The 21,482-nt window shown below is 72.1% G+C and carries 17 protein-coding genes; 7 read left to right on the forward strand and 10 right to left on the reverse strand.

All coding sequences use genetic code 11. The annotated features are described in order from the left end of the window. Positions 1–332: 332 nt before the first annotated feature. The 3 genes from ACWGI6_RS16675 to ACWGI6_RS16685 all read right to left on the reverse strand — a co-directional run bounded on the left by ACWGI6_RS16675 (position 333) and on the right by ACWGI6_RS16685 (position 3,713). Positions 333–2,024 (reverse strand): phospho-sugar mutase, encoded by a 1,692-nt coding sequence (locus ACWGI6_RS16675; RefSeq protein WP_453268187.1) that lies wholly within the window; start codon positions 2,022–2,024, stop codon positions 333–335. 284 nt (positions 2,025–2,308) lie between these two features. Then, complete coding sequence (locus tag ACWGI6_RS16680) at positions 2,309–3,130, reverse strand: purine-nucleoside phosphorylase (protein ID WP_453268188.1); 822 nt, start codon at positions 3,128–3,130, stop codon at positions 2,309–2,311. A 145-nt stretch (positions 3,131–3,275) separates the two neighbouring features. Continuing rightward, positions 3,276–3,713, reverse strand: a complete 438-nt coding sequence (locus ACWGI6_RS16685) for a gamma-glutamylcyclotransferase (protein WP_393906701.1) — start codon at positions 3,711–3,713, stop codon at positions 3,276–3,278. Positions 3,714–3,853: 140 nt separating this feature from the next. Between ACWGI6_RS16685 and ACWGI6_RS16690 the strand changes: the two genes are divergently transcribed. Both ACWGI6_RS16690 and ACWGI6_RS16695 read left to right on the forward strand, forming a co-directional pair. Continuing rightward, positions 3,854–5,299, forward strand: coding sequence for an NAD(P)H-quinone dehydrogenase (locus ACWGI6_RS16690; protein WP_453268189.1), 1,446 nt, complete (start codon positions 3,854–3,856; stop codon positions 5,297–5,299). Positions 5,300–5,638: 339 nt separating this feature from the next. Beyond that, positions 5,639–6,589, forward strand: a complete 951-nt coding sequence (locus ACWGI6_RS16695; RefSeq protein WP_393906722.1) for a DeoR/GlpR family DNA-binding transcription regulator — start codon at positions 5,639–5,641, stop codon at positions 6,587–6,589. Positions 6,590–6,710: 121 nt separating this feature from the next. Here ACWGI6_RS16695 and ACWGI6_RS16700 read toward each other — a convergent pair whose 3' ends face one another. After that, positions 6,711–7,352 carry a TetR/AcrR family transcriptional regulator gene (locus tag ACWGI6_RS16700; RefSeq protein WP_453268190.1) on the reverse strand — a complete coding sequence of 214 codons (642 nt, stop codon included), beginning with the start codon at positions 7,350–7,352 and terminating at the stop codon, positions 6,711–6,713. Positions 7,353–7,702: 350 nt separating this feature from the next. On the opposite strand from ACWGI6_RS16700, the gene ACWGI6_RS16705 reads away from it, so the two are divergent. After that, positions 7,703–8,887 carry an alpha/beta hydrolase gene (locus ACWGI6_RS16705; protein WP_453268191.1) on the forward strand — a complete coding sequence of 395 codons (1,185 nt, stop codon included), beginning with the start codon at positions 7,703–7,705 and terminating at the stop codon, positions 8,885–8,887. A 77-nt stretch (positions 8,888–8,964) separates the two neighbouring features. On the opposite strand, the gene ACWGI6_RS16710 is transcribed toward ACWGI6_RS16705, so the two are convergent. Next, the gene (locus ACWGI6_RS16710) at positions 8,965–10,734 is read right to left on the reverse strand and encodes an acetyl/propionyl/methylcrotonyl-CoA carboxylase subunit alpha (protein ID WP_453268192.1); all 1,770 of its coding nucleotides are present in this window, start codon (positions 10,732–10,734) and stop codon (positions 8,965–8,967) included. Between the two features lie 512 nt (positions 10,735–11,246). Between ACWGI6_RS16710 and ACWGI6_RS16715 the strand changes: the two genes are divergently transcribed. The 4 genes from ACWGI6_RS16715 to ACWGI6_RS16730 all read left to right on the forward strand — a co-directional run bounded on the left by ACWGI6_RS16715 (position 11,247) and on the right by ACWGI6_RS16730 (position 17,231). After that, positions 11,247–11,720 carry a hypothetical protein gene (locus ACWGI6_RS16715; protein WP_453268193.1) on the forward strand — a complete coding sequence of 158 codons (474 nt, stop codon included), beginning with the start codon at positions 11,247–11,249 and terminating at the stop codon, positions 11,718–11,720. Between the two features lie 129 nt (positions 11,721–11,849). Further along, entirely contained in the window at positions 11,850–12,833 is a 984-nt protein-coding gene (locus ACWGI6_RS16720) for a serine/threonine protein kinase (RefSeq protein ID WP_453268194.1), read from the forward strand. 8 nt (positions 12,834–12,841) lie between these two features. Then, positions 12,842–15,061 carry a protein kinase domain-containing protein gene (locus ACWGI6_RS16725; RefSeq protein WP_453268195.1) on the forward strand — a complete coding sequence of 740 codons (2,220 nt, stop codon included), beginning with the start codon at positions 12,842–12,844 and terminating at the stop codon, positions 15,059–15,061. 55 nt (positions 15,062–15,116) lie between these two features. Next, complete coding sequence (locus ACWGI6_RS16730; protein ID WP_453268196.1) at positions 15,117–17,231, forward strand: protein kinase domain-containing protein; 2,115 nt, start codon at positions 15,117–15,119, stop codon at positions 17,229–17,231. 69 nt (positions 17,232–17,300) lie between these two features. Here ACWGI6_RS16730 and ACWGI6_RS16735 read toward each other — a convergent pair whose 3' ends face one another. The 5 genes from ACWGI6_RS16735 to mmpB all read right to left on the reverse strand — a co-directional run bounded on the left by ACWGI6_RS16735 (position 17,301) and on the right by mmpB (position 21,341). Further along, positions 17,301–17,867, reverse strand: coding sequence for a DJ-1/PfpI family protein (locus ACWGI6_RS16735; RefSeq protein ID WP_453268197.1), 567 nt, complete (start codon positions 17,865–17,867; stop codon positions 17,301–17,303). Positions 17,868–17,927: 60 nt separating this feature from the next. Continuing rightward, complete coding sequence (locus ACWGI6_RS16740; protein WP_453268198.1) at positions 17,928–18,758, reverse strand: MOSC domain-containing protein; 831 nt, start codon at positions 18,756–18,758, stop codon at positions 17,928–17,930. Between the two features lie 136 nt (positions 18,759–18,894). Continuing rightward, positions 18,895–19,509, reverse strand: a complete 615-nt coding sequence (locus ACWGI6_RS16745) for a nucleoside triphosphate pyrophosphatase (protein ID WP_453268199.1) — start codon at positions 19,507–19,509, stop codon at positions 18,895–18,897. A 35-nt stretch (positions 19,510–19,544) separates the two neighbouring features. After that, positions 19,545–21,029 (reverse strand): peptidoglycan D,D-transpeptidase FtsI family protein, encoded by a 1,485-nt coding sequence (locus ACWGI6_RS16750; RefSeq protein WP_453268200.1) that lies wholly within the window; start codon positions 21,027–21,029, stop codon positions 19,545–19,547. A gap of 183 nt (positions 21,030–21,212) precedes the next feature. Continuing rightward, a complete protein-coding gene (gene mmpB / locus ACWGI6_RS16755) occupies positions 21,213–21,341 on the reverse strand; it encodes a morphogenic membrane protein MmpB (RefSeq protein WP_453268201.1) in 129 nt (42 codons plus the stop codon). Positions 21,342–21,482: the final 141 nt, after the last annotated feature.

Genomic DNA, 21,482 nt, shown 5'->3' on the forward strand with positions numbered 1-21,482 from the left:
GTCGGGGTCAGCGGGGCATTACGGTGGGACACGAGGGCCTCCTGAGAACCGGTGGAGATGTCGCAATCCACACCGATCCCAGAAGGCCCTCACCCTTTTCAAGCACCAGCCATGGCGTGTCACCCGTCACCAACGTGCCGGGACAGCACATCTAGGCGCTCGTGGCCGTGGGAACCCGGTGGGGCGGGGCGGCAGGGCAGGGGCACGGCCCGGGGCGCGCGGTGCGCCTCAGCCGGCCCGTGCCGAGCGGCCCGTCGGCTGAAGCGCCGACCCGGCGCCCCGTCAGCTGAAGCGCCGGCCGGCGCCCCGTCAGCGCCCCGTCACCCCGCCGCTCAGATCCCGGCCGCCGCCGACACGTCCCGCTTGAGGGACGCCAGCGTCGCGGCGGCCTTCGTCCGGGCCTCGGGCAGTGCCCCGGCAGCGGCCACCGGGACCACGACCTCCAGGTAGCACTTGAGCTTGGGCTCGGTGCCGCTGGGCCGGACCACCACACGGGCGGACTCGATGCCGGCCGCCGGCGAACCGGAGAGGTAGTAGCGCAGGCCGTCGGTCGGCGGCAGCGTCTCCGTGCCGCGGTTCAGGTCGTCGGCCCGGGTCACGGACAGGCCCGCCAGTACGGTCGGCGGCTGCTCGCGCAGCGTGCGCATGGCGTCGGCGATCAGCGACAGATCCTCGACGCGGACCGAGAGCTGGTCGGTGGCGTGCAGCCCGAATTCCCGCGCGAGATCGTCGAGCAGGTCGGTGAGGGTGCGCCCGGCCTGCTTGAGCTCCGCGGCCAGCTCGGTGATCAGCAGCGCCGCGGTGATGCCGTCCTTGTCGCGCACGCCCTCCGGATCGACGCAGTAGCCGAGCGCCTCCTCGAAGGCGTACCGCAGGCCGTCCACCCGCGCCAGCCACTTGAAGCCGGTCAGCGTCTCCTCGTACGGCAGCGCGGAGGCGGCCGCGATACGGGACAGCAGCTGCGAGGAGACGATGGTCGTCGCGAAGGTGCCGGACGCGTGCTTGCTCACCAGATGGGCGGCGAGCAGCGCGCCGACCTCGTCGCCGCGCAGCATCCGCCAGCCGTCCGGCGTACCGGGCTCGGGGACGGCGACGGCGCAGCGGTCCGCGTCGGGGTCGTTGGCGATCACGATGTCGGCGTCCGCGGCCTGGGCACGGGCGGTGGCGAACGCGAGGTCCATCGCGCCCGGCTCCTCCGGGTTGGGGAAGGCGACCGTCGGGAAGTCCGGGTCCGGCTCGGCCTGTTCGGCGACGACCGTCGGGGCCGGGAACCCGGCCCGTGCGAAGGCGGCGACGAGGGTGTCCCGGCCGACGCCGTGCAGCGGCGTGTAGACGACCTTCGTGTCCCGGGGGGAGCCGGGGGTCAGTACCGCGTCCGTACGCGCCAGATAGGCGTTCAGGACCGCCTCGTCGAGGATGTCCCAGCCGGCCTCGGGGCGCGGTACGCCGGCCAGCGGGCCGACCGCGGCGATCCGGGCGGCGATCTCGCCGTCGGCGGGCGGCACGATCTGTGAACCGTCGCCCAGGTAGACCTTGTAGCCGTTGTCGCGCGGCGGGTTGTGGCTGGCGGTGACCTCGACGCCGGCCACCGCGCCCAGATGCCTTATCGCAAAGGCCAGGACCGGGGTCGGCAGCGGGCGCGGCAGGACCGCGGCGCGCAGGCCCGCGCCGACCATCACGGCCGCCGTGTCGCGGGCGAAGTCAGCGCTCTTGTGGCGGGCGTCGTAGCCGATGACGACCAGTCCCGCGCCGTCGCCCTGCGCCTTGAGGTACGCGGCGAGACCGGCCGCCGCCCGGATGACCACGGAGCGGTTCATCCGCATCGGGCCCGCGCCCAGCTCCCCGCGCAGCCCGGCGGTGCCGAACTGGAGGGTGCCGGCGAACCGGGCGGCCAGCTCCGCGGCGATCTCGCCGTCGTCGGCGGCTTCGATGAGCTTGGACAGCTCCTCCCGGGTCTCCGGGTCGGGGTCCTCGGCCAGCCATGCCTGGGCCCGGTTGATCAGCTCCGCGGGATCGGTAGCCACGTGATGCTCCTGACGGTGAATGCGGATGGGGGCACGCTGGGGGCAGCTGCCGGGGGAGGACCCTCTCGGCTCGTCACGCCTACCCATTACGCGCGTGAGGGGAGCCGCAGAACCGGCCAATGCCACTGGATGGCAGCGCACGGGGGGTGGCGCCGCGCGGCGGACCGGCCGGCGGCGGGGCCGGTGCGGTGGTGACGGCGGCGGGCGGCCCGGCGGGTGTCGCGCACCCGCCGTGGCCGTCGTCCGTCATCGCCCTGGGCCGGCGCCCGAGGCGCCGGGACGCCTCAGAGCTTGCCGAGCACCTGGGCGAGCAGGCTGCCCATCCGGGTCGCGGAGTCGCGGCCGGCCTGCAGCACCTCTTCGTGGTTGAGCGGCTCGCCCGTCATGCCGGCCGCGAGGTTCGTCACCAGGGACAGCCCGAGCACCTCGGCGCCGGCCTCACGGGCCGCGATGGCCTCCAGGACCGTGGACATACCGACCAGGTCCGCGCCCAGCGTCCGGATCATCTTGATCTCGGCCGGGGTCTCGTAGTGCGGGCCGGGGAACTGGGCGTAGACGCCCTCCTCCAGGCTCGGGTCGACCTCCTTGCACAGCGCGCGCAGCCGCGGCGAGTACAGGTCCGTCAGATCGACGAAGTTCGCGCCGACGATCGGGGAGGTGGCGGTCAGGTTGAGGTGGTCGCTGATGAGGACCGGCTGGCCGGGGCGCATGCCCTCGCGCAGACCGCCGCACCCGTTGGTGAGCACGAGGGTCTTGCAGCCGGCCGCCACGGCGGTACGGACGCCGTGCGCGACCGCGGCGACACCACGGCCCTCGTAGTAGTGCGTACGGCCCAGGAAGACCAGCGCCCGCTTTTCGCCGACCCGGTACGAGCGGATCGTGCCGCCGTGTCCTGCGACGGCCGGCGGCGGGAAGCCGGGCAGTTCGGTGACGGGGAATTCGTGCTCGGGCGCGCCCAGGGCCTCGGCGGCCGGCGCCCAGCCGGAGCCCATTACCAGGGCCACGTCATGGGTTTCGGCGCCGGTCAGCTCGCGCAGACGGGCGGCGGCGTCGGCGGCGGCACCCTGCGGGTCGCGCGCGATGTCCGGGGTAACAGATGCGTTCACGCGGACGAGGGTAGCCGGTAATCCCCTACGCGCGTAGATGTCTCTGCTCACGGTACTGAGATCGTTGTCTTGTGGCTTTTGCCAAACGTGTCGCCCCGGGCGCGTCGCGGCACCCGTACGGCGGTGCGTCCGCCGCGGCCGCCCGTCAGCAGGGCCGCTTGCGCAGCTCCATCACATAGTCGTGCGGTGCGCCCGCCGACTCCGCGGCGTCGGCGATCTCACCCAGGTAGCGGGCCGACGGCAGCCCGCCCTCGTAGCCGTTGAGGACATAGATCCATGCCGTCTCGTCGCCGTCGAGGGTGTGTGCCCGCACCCGCATCCGGCGGTAGATCTCCAGACCCACGCCCTCCCAGCGGTCCATGGACTCCTCGTCCATGGGCGCGATGTCGTAGAGCGCGACGAAGAGCTGGGAGACCGGGTCCTCGACGACCGTCGCCAGAGCGCCTTCCCAGCCCATCTGCTCGCCGCCGAAGGTGAGCCGCCAGCCGTCCAGCCAGCCGGTGCCGCGCAGCGGCGAGTGCGGTGCGCGGCGGGACATCAGCCGCGCGTCGAGGTTGCCGGCGTACGCGGCGTAGAGCGACATGGTTCCGAGGGTACGGGAGGTTGCCCGTCGGGCTCGTGGTACCGGAGGTTCACACAAGAGGCCTGGCAGAGCGCACGCCGGTTGCCCGTATGGGACACAGCCCGCCCCCGGGGGAGAGCGACGTACGGGCGTGCGGGACAATGGAGTACGTGACTCGGATCGTGATCATCGGTGGCGGACCCGGCGGATACGAAGCGGCCCTGGTGGCCGCCTCTCTCGGCGCGGAGGTGACCGTCGTCGACTGCGACGGTCTGGGCGGGGCGTCGGTGCTGACCGACTGCGTGCCGTCGAAGACTCTTATCGCCACGGCCGAGGTGATGACCACCTTCGATTCGTCGTACGAAGAGCTCGGCATCATCGTCGAGGACGACACCCCTTACAAGGACCGGCCCGCCCGGGTGGTGGGCGTCGACCTGGGCAAGGTCAACCGACGGGTCAAGCGCCTCGCGCTCGCCCAGTCGCACGACATCACCGCGTCGGTGACCCGTGCCGGCGGCCGGGTCATGCGCGGCCGCGGCCGGCTGGAGCCGGGCCAGGCGCCGGACGGCTCCCGCAAGGTGACCGTCACCGCCGCCGACGGCACGACCGAGGGCCTGATCGCGGACGCGGTGCTGATCACCACCGGCGCGCACCCCCGCGAGATCCCGGACGCGCTCCCCGACGGCGAGCGGATCCTGAACTGGACGCAGGTCTACGACCTCGACGAGCTGCCCGAAGAGCTGATCGTGGTCGGTTCCGGTGTCACCGGCGCCGAGTTCGCCGGCGCCTACCAGGCGCTCGGCTCCCGCGTCACCCTCGTCTCCTCCCGTGACCGCGTGCTGCCGGGCGAGGACCCGGACGCCGCCGCCGTCCTGGAGGACGTCTTCCGCCGCCGCGGCATGAACGTCATGGCCCGCTCCCGGGCCCAGTCCGCCAAACGGGTCGGCGACCGCGTCGAGGTCACCCTGGCCGACGGCCGCACGATCTCCGGTACGCACTGCCTGATGGCGGTCGGCTCCATCCCCAACACCGAGGACATCGGTCTGGAGGCGGCCGGCGTCAAGCTCAAGGAATCCGGTCACGTCTGGACCGACAAGGTCTCCCGCACCAGCGCCCCGGGCGTGTACGCGGCCGGTGACTGCACCGGCGTCTTCGCGCTGGCGTCCGTCGCCGCGATGCAGGGCCGGATCGCGATGTACCACTTCCTCGGCGACGCGGTCACGCCGCTGAACCTCAAGACCGTCTCAGCGAACGTCTTCACCGACCCGGAGATCGCCACCGTCGGCTACTCCCAGGCCGACGTCGACAGCGGCAGGATCGACGCCCGGGTCGTGAAGCTCCCGCTGCTGCGCAACCCGCGCGCCAAGATGCAGGGCATCCGCGACGGCTTCGTGAAGCTGTTGTGCCGCCCCGGCACCGGCATCGTCGTCGGCGGTGTGGTCGTCTCCCCGCGCGCCAGCGAGCTGATCCACCCCATCTCGATCGCGGTCGACAACAACCTGACCGTCGAGCAGATCGCCAACACCTTCACGGTCTACCCGTCGCTGTCCGGCTCGATCGCCGAGGTCGCCCGCCAGCTGCACATCCGCAAGACGGCCGGCGAGTAGCCGGCAATGGGGCGATAAACGGACGACAGCGGTCGGCGCGATTGAAATCTTTGTGCCACCGGTGAGCACTTGGGATGAAACGCGCCCGCATCGGCCGGGGCCCGGCCCGGTCCGCCGGACCGCCGTCGTACGGGCCGTGCAGGGCGGCTGACCAGGCGGCAAGCAGGTCGCGCCGCCCGGCAGTTCGACATCCGCGCGACATATGCACACCGCATACCACGTCACGCTCCGCGCTGTGAACAACTTCCGTTAATTGGTGCAACCTGCTGAAAACAGACGGTCGTTGGCGTTACTGTCAGTTTCGTGTTCGCTGCAGAACGTCGCCAATTGATCCTTGAAATGGTGCGCGCCAATGGAGCCGTATCGCTCCGGGAGCTCGCCCGCGTCGTCCAGACCTCCGAAGTAACCGTACGGCGGGACGTGCGGGCGCTGGAGGCAGAGGGACTGCTCGACCGCCGGCACGGCGGTGCGGTCCTGCCGGGAGGCTTTACTCGCGAATCCGGATTCCCACAGAAATCCCATCTAGCGACCGCGGAGAAAACGGCCATTGCCGATCTCGCGGCCGGCTTCGTCGAAGAGGGCGAAGCCATTGTCGTCGGTGCGGGAACGACCACCCAGGAGCTGGCCCGCCGGCTCGCCCGGGTCCCCGGACTGACCGTCGTCACCAACTCCCTGCTGGTCGCCCAGGCGTTGGCCCATGCCAACCGCGTCGAGGTCGTGATGACCGGCGGCACCCTGCGCGGCTCCAACTATGCGCTGGTCGGCAGCGGTGCCGAACAGTCCCTCCAGGGCCTGCGGGTCTCCCGCGCCTTCCTGTCGGGCAGTGGTCTGACCGCCGAGCGCGGGCTGTCCACCTCCAACATGCTCTCCGCCAGCGTCGACCGGGCGCTGGTGCAGGCGGCGGGGGAGGTGGTGGTGCTCGCCGACCACACCAAGCTCGGTTCCGACACGATGTTCCAGACCGTGCCGACGGATGTGATCACGCGGCTCGTCACCGACGAGCCGCCGGGCCACGACGACCGCGCCGCCACGGAGCTGCAGGCGCTGGCCGATCAGGGCGTGCAGATCGCCGTCGCCAGCGGCTCGGGAGCGGGCCGCGGGCCGGCGCAGCCGGGGATGGACGGCGGCCCGGGGGACCGCAGAGGCCCCCGGCGGGACGTCCCGCTGCCGGGCCAGCGGCGCAGCCATGCGCCGGGCGGCGGGGGCGGCGGACCACAGCTCCGCTCGGCCGCGCCACTGTCCGATGCCTCGGGCGGCCGGGTCGCCGACCTGGCCCCGCGACGGCGCTGAGCGCAGGAGCCGGAGGCGCGCCGAGCGGGCGCGCCGCCCCGGCGACCGGGCCGGGGTGGTCCGGCGGCGCTCCGCGGCGTCAGGGAGGCCGCCGGGCACGCCCCTAGGGGCGCGCCATGCCCTAGCGGTTCCGCTCGCCCTTCAGTCCGCTCAGGGTGAGCGTCAGCAGCCGGTCGGCGAGCCGTGGGTCGTCCGGGGACTCCTCGGCGGCCAGTGCGATGCCGTTGGTCAGCTGCATCAGATCGCTGATGCTCACATCGGGTCGTACCGCCCCGGTCCGCTGGGCGCGGGTCAGCAGCGCGGCGCCGGCCTCCCGCATCGGCACGCTGCACCGCGCCATCCCCGAGCTGTCGTCCGCCGATGCCGTCATCAGCGCGCGCGACAGCCCGCGGTAGGTGCTGGCGTGGGTGATGATCGCGCGCAGCCATTCGACCAGGGCGGCGCACGGCTGCGGCGCGTCGGCGAGCTCTCTGGCGTGCGCCAGCAGGGCGTCCACCTCTCCCTGGAAGACCGCGCCCATCAGGGCGGTCCGGTTGGGGAAGTGCCGGTAGAGGGTGCCGATGCCGACGCCGGCGCGGCGCGCGATGTCCTCCAGCGAGGTGTCCGTGCCGTGCTCGGTGAAGGCCGTACGGGCCTCGGTCAGCAGCCGCTCGTAGTTGCGCCGCGCATCGGCCCGCATGGGGCGCACGTCAGGTGTCCGCGGCGGTGCGGTCGCCACCGGACCCTGCGCCGTCTGCCGCTGCCCTGCCGTCTCGGTCGCCATCGCCGTCCTCCCTCGACCGGGCCGGTTGCGGCCCGGTGGCTCCAGGATGCCATTGCGCCGTCGGGAGGTGCCTCGGTGCCGTGTGCACGAGATCCGGTGGAGCGGCGCCGCGACCGCCCCCGGGACCGTCCTCCGCGCGCTCGGTGGCCGTCCGGCGGACCGGGCGTGAAGTTCCGGCGTACGGCGGTGGTCGCGCGGCCGAACACCTCGGCAGCGCGGTGACGCCGGGCCGTGAAGAGACATCAAACCAGGCGCAATGAGGTCTTCCGGGGTTTTCCGGAGGCTCTGGAATACGTCGTGACGGACCGCCGGGGAAGCGGATCACGGCGCGGAACACCTGGGGAAGAGTCATGGGACTGACCAGCCGATCGCTGTTCTACGCCGTGGCCGCGGTCGCCGTGGTCTGCGTAGGGCTCACGCTCTGGCTGTGGCCGCGGTTCGCCGGGCGCGGGCCGCGGGCGCTGCTGGGGCGGCTCGGTTCGGTCGCCGCGACCCAGCTGACCATCGTGGCGGCCCTCGGTCTCGCGGTGAACGCCAACTTCCAGTTCTACGCCTCCTGGCACGAGCTGCTCGGCCTGTACGACGACGCCCCGGCCGCCGTCGGCAAATGGGGCGACGCGGGAACGGCCGGGCCCGCAGGCGACCCGTCGAAGGGCCTGGTGCAGCCCTCGGGGGCGGACGGCCTGGACAAGGTGCACGGACTGCCGAAGGGCGAGCCGTCACTGGCGGGCAAGGTCGAGTCCGTACGGATCGTCGGCAAGCGGACCCGGGCCGTGGACCCGGCGTACGTCTATCTGCCGCCGCAGTACTTCCAGCCGCAGTACGCCCGCCAGCGGTTCCCCGTCGTCGTCGCGCTCAGCGGCTACCCGGGCGGCACCTTCCTGCTCGGCCAGCATCTGCGGCTGCCGCAGACCGCCGCCCGGCTGATCCGGGCGGGCCGGATGCAGCCGACCGTCATCGTGATGCTGCGGCCCACCATCGCGCCGCCGCGCGACACCCAGTGCGTCGACGTGCCGGGCGGCCCGCAGGCCGAGACCTTCTTCGCCCGCGATGTGCCGGACGCGCTCAGGTCCCGCTACCGCGTCGGCCACGACCCCGGCGGCTGGGGCATCCTGGGCTACTCCTCGGGCGGCAGCTGCGCCCTCCAGCTCGCCATGCGGCACGACCGCACGTACACCTCGGCGGCCGCCCTCTCGCCCGACTACAAGGTCGGCAACGACCCCACGACCGGCAACCTCTTCGGCGACGGCCGGGACCGGGTCCGCCGCCGCCAGGAGCACGACCTGATGTGGCGGCTGCGGCATCTGCCCGCTCCGCAGGTGAACGTCCTGGTGGGCACGAGCCGTACCGGTGAGAAGAACTACCCGGCGGCACAGGCCTTCCTCGCCGCCGTCAAGCCGCCGATGACGGCCGACTCGATCGTCCTAGGCCACGGCAGCCACAACTTCGCCACCTGGCGGCGGGAACTGCCCGCCGCGCTCCAGTGGATGAGCCGGTCGCTGAGCTTCCCGGAGGACGTGGTGGGCAACTCGTAGCCGCGGGGGAACGGACGCGAGGGGCCCCCGGCAGCCGCTGCCGGGGGCCCCTCGTGTGCCTACGGGATGCCGTCGCGTCAGTCCTTGATCTCGCAGATCACGGCGCCGGACGTGAGGGCGGCGCCGACCTCGGCGGTCAGGCCCTTGATGGTGCCGGAGCGGTGCGCGTTGAGCGGCTGCTCCATCTTCATGGCCTCCAGGACGACGACCAGTTCGCCCTCGGTGACCTGCTGGCCCTCCTCGACGGCCACCTTGACGATGGTGCCCTGCATCGGGGAGGCGAGTGCGTCGCCGGAGGCGGCGCTGCCGGACTTCTTGGTGGCCTTGCGCTTGGGCTTGGCACCACCGGCGACCGCGGCCCGGGCCAGCGGCATGCCCAGCGAGGACGGCAGCGAGACCTCCAGGCGCTTGCCGCCGACCTCGACGACGACCGTCTCGCGGGAGTCGGCCTCGGCCTCGTCCGCGCCCGGTGCGGCGAACGGGGCGATCTCGTTGACGAACTCGGTCTCGATCCAGCGGGTGTGGACCGTGAACGGGCCCTCGGAACCGGTGAGTTCGGGGGCGAACGCCGGGTCCGTGACGACCGCGCGGTGGAAGGGAATGGCGGTGGCCATGCCCTCGACGGTGAACTCCGCCAGCGCACGGGCGGCGCGCTGCAGGGCCTGCTCACGGGTGGCGCCGGTGATGATCAGCTTGGCCAGCAGGGAGTCCCAGGCCGGACCGATGACCGAACCGGACTCCACGCCCGCGTCCAGGCGCACGCCCGGACCGGACGGGGCGGCGAAGGTGGTGACGGTGCCGGGGGCCGGGAGGAAGTTGCGGCCCGGGTCCTCGCCGTTGATGCGGAACTCGAAGGAGTGGCCGCGCACGGCCGGGTCGCCGTAGCCGAGCTCCTCGCCGTCGGCGATCCGGAACATCTCGCGGACCAGGTCGAGGCCGGTGACCTCTTCGGTGACCGGGTGCTCGACCTGGAGGCGGGTGTTGACCTCCAGGAAGGAGATGGTGCCGTCCTGGCCCACGAGGAATTCACAGGTGCCGGCGCCTTCGTAGCCGGCCTCCTTGAGGATGGCCTTGGACGCGCGGTACAGCTCGGTGTTCTGCTTCTTCGTCAGGAACGGGGCCGGGGCCTCCTCCACCAGCTTCTGGTGACGGCGCTGCAGCGAGCAGTCACGGGTCGAGACCACGACCACGTTGCCGTGCTTGTCGGCCAGGCACTGGGTCTCGACGTGCCGGGGGCGGTCCAGGTAACGCTCGACGAAGCACTCGCCGCGGCCGAACGCGGCCACCGCCTCGCGCACCGCGGAGTCATACAGCTCCGGGACCTCTTCGAGCGTACGGGCGACCTTCAGACCGCGGCCGCCGCCACCGAAGGCCGCCTTGATCGCGATCGGCAGACCGTGCTCCTTGGCGAACGCCACGACCTCGTCCGAACCGGAGACCGGGTCGGACGTGCCGGCGACCAGCGGCGCACCGGCCCGCTGGGCGATGTGCCTCGCTGCGACCTTGTCGCCGAGGTCGCGGATGGCCTGCGGGGGCGGCCCGATCCACGTCAGCCCCGCATCCAGGACGGCCTGCGCGAACTCTGCGTTCTCCGACAGGAAGCCGTATCCCGGGTGGATGGCGTCCGCACCCGAATCGGCGGCGGCAGCCAGGACCTTGGCGATGTCCAGGTAACTGGTGGCAGGAGTGTCACCGCCCAAGGCGTATGCCTCGTCTGCCGCGCGTACGTGCAGTGCGTCCCGGTCGGGGTCGGCGTAGACGGCTACGCTTCCGATCCCCGCGTCCCGGCATGCACGGGCGACGCGAACAGCGATTTCGCCACGGTTGGCGATGAGCACCTTGCGCACGAGTGGGTCCTTCCTTGGCGCTTCGCCGTAACAAATGGATGCGGCGATTTTAGGGACTGGCGACACCGCGTGCCGACCCGTTCCCTGGGGTGAGCTTGCCCACACGGAGTGTGCTCGGGGCGCCAGTGAGGAACCTAAGTCCCCTGGTATCCCAGGGTAGGCCCGGATTCCTGGGCTCCGACTCGAGTCCCGGTGTGGCTTAGGTCTCGCACTTTGGACGTCCAGCGGATCGTCAATTCTTTGTGGAGTCCCTACGAATGGGCGAAGGAATCTTTGCGGGCGGCTCCGTCCGTCGGCGTGCCGCCGCCCTCCCGCTCCCCGTCGTCCGCACCCACCCGCGCACAACCCTTGCCCAGCTTTTACCTTCCGCAGAGCTCTTCCCGAGGAGGGGGGACCCCCATGTAGCGTGCGCGATGTCCTGTACCCCGCAGTAACAGGGGTATCAGCGGCATCAGGCGTCCGCAGGGCGCATCGGGCTCGGCAAACGGCGGAAGTGGGTGGACGGGGTGGTGGTGGCACGACGGCCGGTGGCCTTGGCCGCGGCGGTGGTACTGATCCTGGAAGCATTCGGGATCGTGCTGCTCAACTGGATTCTGAGCATCGTCGTGGACAGGCAGCAGATGTCCCTGGCCGGGCTGCAGCCCCGCGCGATGTCCACCGGCTCGTGGATCGGCGGCATCCTCTTCGGGCTCTATCTGCTGTTCTGTGCCGGTGTCCTGATCCGCAGCGCCCTGCGCGACCGTGCCCCCGGCGGCTTCACCCGTATCGCCCTCATCAGCTGCGCGGTGGTGCACGGCATGCTGGGCGCCTTCGCCGTCGGTCTGGTCGGCTGGGTGGCCTTCCTCGCGATGACGGTCGTGCTGGCGCTGCTGGTGCTGACGCTGGTGGCGTACGGGGAGGGCCGTCCGGGCGAGGAGTCCGCACCCCTGGGGAACACCCCGAGCGGCCCGAACGGAGCACCGCCGGCGGCTCCCACATCCGCCTGACCACCTCGGATCCCCCCGGGCGGCCCGGCCCGAACTCCCGCCGCCGCGGGCCGGATCGAGGCCGCCCGGGGCCGCGCGACACACCCGGGTAGGCTCTCGCGCGGTGTCGTCGGACGGGGGATGGTGCGCATGTCTGCGCCGGTTACGGGTGCGCCGGGCAGGGCGCGAAAGGGCGCGATCGGGCCGTACGCGCTGCTCTGCGGGCTGGACGGCGAGGTCTCCGGCATACCCGTGCCGGAGCGGCGGTTCATCGGGCGGAGCGCGGACGGGGACCGTACGGTGCTCATCGGCGTGCCGCTGCCGGGGAGCGATCCCGGACGGTTCCTGGCCGAGGCGGAGACCTCGCGCTATCTGCTCGGGCCCTGGTCGTCGCCGGCCGCCGAGGTCGTCGCCGGGCCCGGTGACATCCCCTGGCACGCCCGCCCGTATGTGCCCGCCGTCCCGCTGCCCACGGCGCTCGCCGTGTACGGCGGGCCGCTGCCCGAGCGCACCGTACGGGCCCTCGGCGCGGCCCTCGTGGAGACCTTGATCATCGGGCACGGGCAGAACCTGACGCATGCCGGTGTGTCGCCCGCCGCCGTGCTGCTGGCGGCCGACGGGCCCCGGCTGATGTGCTTCGGGGCGGTACGGGCCGCGGCCGAGGACGGGACGCCGCGCTCCGGGCTGCCGGGCCTGGAGTCGGGGAGCCTGCCACCGGAACAGGCGGCCGGCGGGCGGCCGCATCCGACGGGCGACGTCTACGCACTGGGCGCGACGCTCGCCTATGCCGCGACCGGCCACACCGTGCCGGAGCGCGAAGAGCTTCCGGCCGGCCTGCGGACCGTCATCACGGGCTGTCTGTCCCGGGACCCGGCGAACCGCCCGCGCCCCGCCGAACTGCTCGACGCGCTCAGCCCGCTCGCCGGATCCCCCGCACCGGGCGCCGCACCTCCGGGAGCCCCCGCGACCGTCGCCGGGTCGCCGCCTCCCGCCACCGGAAACCCCGCCGGCCGCGCCGCCGCCCTGCTCGGCCCCGGCTGGCTGCCGGGCCGGATCATCGCGGCCCTCGCCCGCCAGTCGGCCGAGCTGCTCGCCGCCACCCTCCCGGTTCCGACCGCCGCACGCCAGGACTGACCGCTGCCATGCCCTTCCCGCTCACCCATGACGACCCGTCCGGCTTCGGCCCCTACCGTCTCCTCGCCCGGCTGGGCAGCGGCGGTATGGGCACCGTCTACCTGGCCCGCTCCCCGGGCGGCCGGACCCTGGCGCTCAAGACGATGCACGCCCGGATCGCCAACGAGACCCAGTTCCGTACCCGGTTCCGGCTGGAGTCGGATGCCGCCCGGGTCATCGGCGGCCAGTACGGCGCGCAGGTCGTCGAGGCCGATCCGCTCGCCGAAACACCCTGGATGGCCACCGAGTACGTCCTCGGCCCGCCCCTCGACGAGGCGGTGGAGCTGGCCGGTCCGCTGCCCGAGGCCTCGGTGCGCGCCCTGGGGGCGGCGCTGTGTGCGGCGCTCGGCCAGCTGCATCGCTCGGACGTCGTGCACCGTGACCTCAAGCCGTCGAACATCATGGTCACGGCGCACGGGCCCAAGGTCATCGACTTCGGTATCGCCCGCGCCCTCGGCGACGACCGGCTGACCCACACGGGCTCCGCTGTCGGTACTCCGGCGTTCATGTCACCGGAGCAGGCGACCGGGCAGGAGCACTCCCCGGCCGGGGACGTCTTCGCGCTCGCCGGGGTCCTGGTCTTCGCCGCCACCGGCCGCTGCCCGTTCGGCAACGGGCAGCCCGCCGACCTCCTCTACCGGGTGCGCTACAGCGAGCCGGACCTCACCGGCACCCCCGCGGCCCTCGTCCCGGTCCTGTCCCGCGCGCTGGCCAAGGACCCCGCCGAGCGTCCGGCCACCGCCGAGCTGGCGGACCGACTCCACGACGGCAGCGGTGAGTTCGCCGACCATCTGCCGGACGGGGTGCTGGCGGAGATCGGGCGGCGGGCGAGCGAGGTCTGGCAGTTCACGCCCCAGCGGCTGCCGGCCCCCGCCGACCAGCCGCCGACGGTGCCGTCCGCGCCGCCGGCGGCGACCGGTCTCTCCCGCCGCGGCCTGCTGCTCGCCGGGGCCGGCTCGGCGCTCGGCGTGGCCGGGGCCGGGGCGGGCGTGTGGGCCTGGCTCGGACGGGGCGAGCCGGCGCCGGGGCATGCGTCCCCGTACAAGAATCCGACGCCCGGCCCGAGCGTCAGCGCGCTGAAGAAGAAAAAGCTCGACTCGGCGTGGCAGCTGCAGACCGGCGGTCCCGATGAGGAGGAGACGCCCGAAGTTCCCCTGACGGTCGGCGGCCTGGTCGTTCAGGTGGCCGGTGCGACCGTGAACGCCCTCGACGCGAAGTCCGGTGCGGTCAGGTGGAACTTCTCGGTCGACAGTGCCTGGCAGCTCGCCTCGGACGGCGAGCGCTTCTACCGGATCGTGAAGGTCGCGAAATACGACGGCCGGAGCTCGCTGCCCAGGACCGTCTCGCGGTTCCTCGCCCGCGTCGACCTCGCCACGGGCAAACCCGGCAAGCACCTCGCCGAGGTGACGGACTCCCACTACGGCGGCATCGACAGCCAATTGCTGGCTGTCGTCGGCGACACCGTCTACCTGGCGATCTCGCAGGGGAAGGTGAAGATGTATCAGCGGCAGATTCCTTGGGCCGTGACGGCCGTGGACCTCACCACGGGGCACCGGCTCTGGACCGAGCAGCTGCCGTTCCGGTCGCAGAAGTCGGATCAAAATCACTTCCTCGCCGCCAAGGCCGTCGGCAACCGTCTGGTGCTCCTCCAGGAGACGAACGACGGCAAGGTCCGGGTCGTCGCCCGTGACACCCGTACCGGGAAGGTCTCCTGGGACAAGCCGTGGGACATCAGGCCGGCCGTCGCGCACCAGGTGCTGACGGCCGACGACAAGCACCTCTATCTGGGCTCCGGACGGCTGCGGGCGCTGCGGCTGAGTGACGGCGGGCAGGCGTGGGAGTCGGCCGCGGGGAAGAGCTACGGGCCGCCGATCGTGAAGAACGGTGTGGTGTACGCGGTGGAGAAGGGCCTCGGCCTCGTGGGGGCCGACGCCGGCAGCGGGAAGCCGCGATGGGCGGAGAAGGGCGGCGACGGCGCGAAGGCGTCGCTCACCTCCCGCCCCGTCATCGGCTCCCGGTACGCGTACACCTACAGCGAGAGCGAGGGGGCGCTCCGCGCGATCGGTCTCGCCTCGCGCACCACGGCCCGCCTCTACAAGGCCAACGGAAACCGCTTCGCCGCACAGGAGCACAGCAAGATGATCGTCGCGTCGGGTGCGCACTTCCTCGCCGGCTTCCCCCTCCAATGACCCCACGGACAGGCCCACCGACGCCCCCACCGACCTCCACAGAAGGCCACCACCCATGAACCCCCTCGGCACCGGCGATCCGCTCCGCCTCGGCCCGTACCGTCTGCTCGGTGTGCTCGGCGAGGGCGGTATGGGCAAGGTCTACGTCGGCCAGGACGCCGCAGGCACCGTCGCCGCGGTCAAGGTGCTCCGGCCCGAGCTCGCCAACGAACCGAACCTCGCCCAGCGCTTCGTCCGCGAGGCACAGGCGGCGCAGGCCGTGACGAGCAAGGGCGTGGCCGGTGTCCTGGGGGCGCAGACCGAGGGCGGCCGCCCGTGGATCGCCACCGAGTTCCTGGCCGGACCGACCCTCGACCAGGCCGTCGAGGCCTACGGTCCCTTCGACGAACCAGGAGTGCGCGCCCTCGCCGCCTCCCTCGCGCACACCCTCGCCGACATCCACGCCGCGGGCCTGATCCACCGCGACCTCAAACCCCCGAACATCGTCCTGACGTCGCGCGGTCCGCGCGTCATCGACTTCGGCATCGCCCGCCCCGAGCACGGACTGACCCTCACCACCACCGGACAGGTCCCGGTCACCCCGGGCTACGGCGCCCCCGAACAGGTCCTCGGCCGGCGCGTGGCGTCCCCCGCCGATGTCTTCTCCCTGGGCGCGGTCCTGGTGTACGTGGCCAGTGGCCATCGCGCCTACGACGCCTCCCACATCGCCGCCCTTCAGTACAAGGTCGTCCACGACGAGCCCGACCTGGGGGGCGTCCCCGAGGCGCTCCGCCACCTCATCGCCCCCCTCCTCGCCAAGGACCCGGCCGCTCGCCCCGCCCCCGACCGGATAGCCGCGGCCTTCGCACCGCCCAAGGGCGCCGAACGGGTCTGGCGGCGCGGCAGCGTGGCCGAGGAGATCAGACAGCGGGAGAGCGGCATCCACGAGCTGACCGCGCCGACCCTGCCAGGCGGCGGCTCGGGCCGTCCGGTGACCCGGCGCCGGCTGCTCACGGGCCTGGCGGCGGGCGGTGTGGTCCTGGCCGCCGGCGGTGGTGCGGCGGCCGCCTGGTGGCCGCGTCCGCCGGAGCAGACCAAGGCCGATCTCTTCGCCTTCCCGGCCGCCGTCAGGACCCCGGTGGCGCATGTGCTGAACCCGGACGACGGTGGCCTGATCGTGGGCGGGTCGCCGAAGGAGCTCTGGGGCCCGGTCGACGTCCTCGCCGACGACACACCCGCGCCACTGCCCGTACGGGACGTCATCGTCGTCGGCGCGCGCGGCGGCGGGATCGCCGCCCTCAACGTCGTGGACGGCAAACGCCGTTGGGCCGTCCGCGACATCAAGGCGACCGGCCGCTACCTCTCCCTCTCGGACCGCCTGATCGCGGCCGTCGACGCGAAGGGGACGCTGCGCACCTTCGTCCCCTCCACCGGGGAACCCCGGTGGACCGCCGATGCCGAGGCGGACTCCCTGCTGGCCGCCGACGACACCGCCGTCTACGTCCTGACCAAGGACCACCGGCTGCGCGCCATCGGCCGCTGGGACGCGAAGATCCGCTGGACCGCGCCCCTCGGCGCCCCCTTCCGCACCAAGGTCAACCCGCCCGGGGTCCTCGCCCACGGCCGCCTCGTCCTGGGCACGCTGAACGGCAACGTCCTCGCCGTCGACACCGCCGACGGCCACCGCGTATGGGACCTGCGCGACCAGTCCGACTCCTTCGTCCGCCCGGCCTGTTACGGCAGCACCGTCTACCTCAACGGGAAGACGATGACGGCCCGCAGGATCACCGACGGCAAGGAGCTGTGGACGGTCAGGAAACGCAGCCTGCTGAACGAGACCGGAATCGAGTGGGGTCCGGTGACCGCCACCGCTGACGGCCTGTACGCCACGCACCAGGCGTACCTCGACTCGGATTCCACCTACCCCGACAAGTGGAAACCCGGCGACGGCGGCCACGCCTTCCAGATCCGTGGGTCGTCCAACATCGGCACACCTGTGGTCCCCCAGGGCAGTGGCCTCTGGACGGTCGAGGGCGACGCCTGGTACCAGGTCAACGCGGTGAGCGCGAAGGACGGCCTCCCCGTCTGCACCTACAAACTGCCCAAGTCCGAGCGTCAGTGGATCGTGGCCGACGGCAACCGCGTCTTCGTGATGAACGACGCCGCGCTGTACGCCCTGCCGGTCTTCTGACCCCGGCCCGGTGGTGCCGGGCCGGGGAAGGCAGCGGGCCCGGGGCGCCGGCCCCGGGCCCGGGGATCCTCAGCCCTTCACGGGCGCATGCTCCCGCAGTACCTCCATGAACGCCCGCATCCACTCCGGCTGGTCGTTCCAGGCGCGGGCGGAGACGACCTTGCCGTCCACCACCGCCGCGCCGTCGACGAAGATTCCGCCGCCCATCGCCACGTCCGGGGCGCAGGCGGGGTAGGCCGCGGTACGGCGGCCTTTGAGGACGCCGAGCGGGGCCAGCGTGATGGCCGCGTGACAGAGGTGCGCGACGGGCTTGTCGGCGTCGAAGAAGTGGGTGACGACGCGGCGATAGTCGGAGTCGTTGCGCAGATACTCCGGTGCCCGGCCGCCGGGGAGCACCAGCGCGGCGTACTGCTCCGGGTCGACCTCGGACAGTGCGAGGTCGGACGGCCAGGAGTGACCCTCGCGCTCGACGTAGGTGTCGAAGTCGTCGACGAAGTCGTGCACCACGAACCGCAGCTTCTTCCGTGACGGGGCCGCGACGTGCGTCTCGTACCCCTCCTCCAGCATCCGCTGATAGGGGTAGAAGAACTCCAGGTCCTCGGTGGCGTCGCCGGCGATGATCAAGATCTTGGGCATGCTGCGCGCTCCTCGTGGCGGCTTCAACCGGGCCGATCGGTTCGACCGGGCCGTATCGGATCAATCGGTTCCCCACTCGGTGACCTCGAATGCGTCGCCCACCGCCAGCTTTCCGGTGTGCAGTACGGAGAACTTCGAGCCGAACGCCACCCCGCCCTCGGGCACCCGCCGGTACGAGGCGAGCGTGCGCAGCGGTTCGGGCCCCGCCTTGGCGCCCGTGCGCTGGTCGACGAGCGTGACGGCGCAGCGGATGGCGAGCTTGGCGAACCCCAGCTCACCACCGCCGACCGTGACCCGCCGGGCCCGGTCCTCGGTCTGCGGCGCGTCCCACCCGTCCACGACGATGTTGGGCCGGAAGCGGTCCATCGGGACCGGCGGGCGGCCGGCGGCGGCGATACGGCGGTTGAGGTCGTCGAAGGCGGCCAGGGAGATGACGTGCACGGGGCTGCTGTCGGCGAAGCCGGAGGTGCCGGGGGTGAGGCCGTCGGTCACCCGGTCGTGCTCCGGCGGTACGCGCACCAGGCGGCTGGCCGCGCCGAGCGCCCGGGACAGCCAGTCGGCCGCCCGGTCCCCCTGGTCGACCGCGCGGTAGAGCGCACCGAACATCTCGACCTCGGCTCTGGGGGAAGACCCGTCGCCGAGGTCGACGTCCAGGCGCAGGGTCTCCATCCCCGGTGCGTTCAGGGTGAGTTGAGCCCCGTCCGCGCCGACCTCGGGACGTATCACCGCCAGCCGGGGGTCCTTGCGCTGACTTCGGAAGACGCCTCCGGGGCCGACGACCAGGAAGCTGCGGTCGTGCGGGAGGCCGGCCGGCGTGAGTTCCGCCTCGGTCGCCGGGGTGCCGGCGCAGCCCTTGACGGGATAGCTGGTTAACGCGGTGACGGTAGCCATGGGGGCAGCGTAGAGCCCGGCCGGCCGCCGGCGACCGCCGTTCACCGCCCGGGGTCACGCCCCGGCGCGGGCCGCCCGGCGCCTTACGGAACGGCCCTGCACCGCCGCGTGCCCGGTACGCACGGCCCGCTGAAGCTCAGGTCCACAAATCCGTGATCGCCACGTCCAGGTCGGCCAGCAGCCGGCGGAGCAGCGGCAGGGAGAGGCCGATGACGTTGCCGGGGTCGCCGTCGATGCCGTCGATGAAGGGGGCGGAGCGGCCGTCGAGGGTGAAGGCGCCCGCGACGAACAGCGGCTCGCCGCTTTCGACATAGGCGGCGATCTCGTCGTCGGTGGGCTCGCCGAAGCGGACCGTGGTCGAGGCGGTGGCGGAGACCTGGCGGCCGTCCGCGCCCGTGTCGATGACGCAGTGCCCGGTCTGCAGGATGCCGCAGCGGCCGCGCATGGACTTCCAGCGGGCGGTGGCGTCCTCGGCGTCCGCGGGTTTGCCGAGCGCCCGCCCGTCCAGCTCCAGGACCGAGTCGCAGCCGACCACCAGGGCGCCGGCGGCCTCCGGGCGGGCGGCGACGGCGGCGGCCTTCGCCTCGGCCAGTATGCGGGCGAGTTCACCGGGCGTGGCGGCGGTGAGCGCGTCCTCGTCGACGCCGCTGACGATGACCTCGGGCGCCAGCCCGGCCTGGTGCAGCAGGGCCAGCCGGGCGGGGGACTGGGAGGCGAGGACGAGACGGCGGGGGCGGGGCTCTTCGGTCATGCCCGCCATCGTACGGAGCCGCGGGGGCGCCCGGTCTACTTGTGGAGCACGGCCTCCATGACGGACTTCGCGATCGGGCCGCCCAGCTTGCCGCCGGCGATCTCCGACCGGGGAATGTCCATGTCCTTGGGGTCGACGAAGACGGCGACCGCGACCGGGGAGCTGCCGTCGCTCTGCTTGGCGTAGGAGACGAACCAGGCGTAGGGGCGCTCGTCGTGGACGTTCGCGCCGTGCTGGGCGGTGCCGGTCTTGCCGCCGACGGTCACGCCGTCGATCTTGGCCTTCGAGGCGGTGCCGTCGCTGGCCGTGTACTCCATCATCTCCTGCACCTTCTTCGCGGTGCCGGCGGAGACGGCCTGGGACATCATCTTCGGCTCGATCTTCTCGATCGTCGACAGGTCGGAGCCGCGCACCTCGTCGACGATGTGCGGCATCATCACCTTGCCGTCATTGGCGAGGCCGGCGGCCACCATCGCCATCTGCATCGGTGTGCTGGTGAGGCTGCCCTGGCCCATACCGGTCAGCGCGGTCTGCGGCTTGTCGAGCTTGTCAGGGTAGAGGCTCTTGCTGGCCAGCAGGTCCCCGAGGTCCTTGTCGTAGACGTCGGAGTTGAAGCCGAACTTCTCCGCGGTCTTGCGCATCCTTTCCTTGCCGACCTTCAGCGCGGTGTCGAGGAAGACGTTGTTGCACGACCACTGCATGCCGGTCTTCAGCGAGGCCTTGTCGCAGGGCGCGCCCGCGACGTCATTGCCGATCTCCCTCGTGCTCTGCGGCAGCCGGTAGGGGGCGGGCGCACCTGACGGGGCATCGATGTCCGACACCACGCCGCTCTCCAGCGCGGCCGCCGCGGTGAGGATCTTGAAGGTGGAGCCGGGGGCATAGGTTTCCCGCAGCGCGCGGTTGCTCAGCGGCTTGGTCTTGTCGGCGTCCAGCGCCTTGAACTTCCGGCCCTCGGCGTTGGAGATGCCGGTGAAGACCGACGGGTCGTAGGACGGGGTGGAGGCGAGCGCGAGGACCCGGCCGTTGCGCGGGTCGAGAGCGACCACCGCACCCTTGGCGTGGAGGTCGGTCAGCCCCTTGTACGCGGCCTTCTGCGCCTTGGGGTCGATGGTGGTGACGACATCGCCGCCGCGCGGCTTCTCGCCGGTCAGGATGTCCTGGGCGCGCTTGAAGGCGAGCCGGTCGTCCTTGCCGCTGAGCACCTTGTTGTAGATGCCCTCCAGGAAGGACGTGCCCTGGGCCTGCGAGGCGAAGCCGGTGACCGGCGCGTACATCGGGCCGTCCTTGTACGTCCGCTTGTACTTGAAGTCACCGGAGGTCGCCACCGAGCCGGTGACCGGCTTGCCGCCGACGATGATGTTGCCGCGCGGGTAGGAGAACGCCTCGATCTTGACGCGCCGGTTGTGGGGGTCGTTGGCGAGGTCGTTGCCCTGGATGAACTGGACCCATGTCGCGCGGGCCAGCAGGGCCAGCACCAGCACCCCGCAGAAGACGGCTATATGCCTCAGCGGCCTGTTCATCGCTCTCCCACTCCCGGCCGGCCGCCGTCCCGGCGGCCGAGCGCCCGAATTGCGCTGTCAGGAGGGAAAGAGGAAATTTCGGGGGTGATGGTTGCGATCGGGAACTGTGAGGGTTGCCTCCCCGCGGACGGGAACCGCTACTTCCCCGCGACGGGAACCGCTACTTCCCCGCGACGGGAACCGCTACCTCCCCGTGAGCATGATCATCAGCACCACCGCGACCACGGCCAGCACGATGCCCATCCGACGGAGCTTGGCCTCTACATCGCGCAGCTCCTCAGGAGGCTCATCGGGTGGATCTGACCACAGCATGTATCGATCCTGGGCCCGATGCGCGCGTGGCGCCTGAGTACGCGTACTCAGGCGCCCCCGCCGTAAAAAAAAGGGAAGGGCCAAATAAACAGTCGCTAATAAACAAAATAACCGGCCCACCCCAAAACAACAGTAGATATA

Source organism: Streptomyces sp. NPDC054786 (assembly GCF_053611685.1).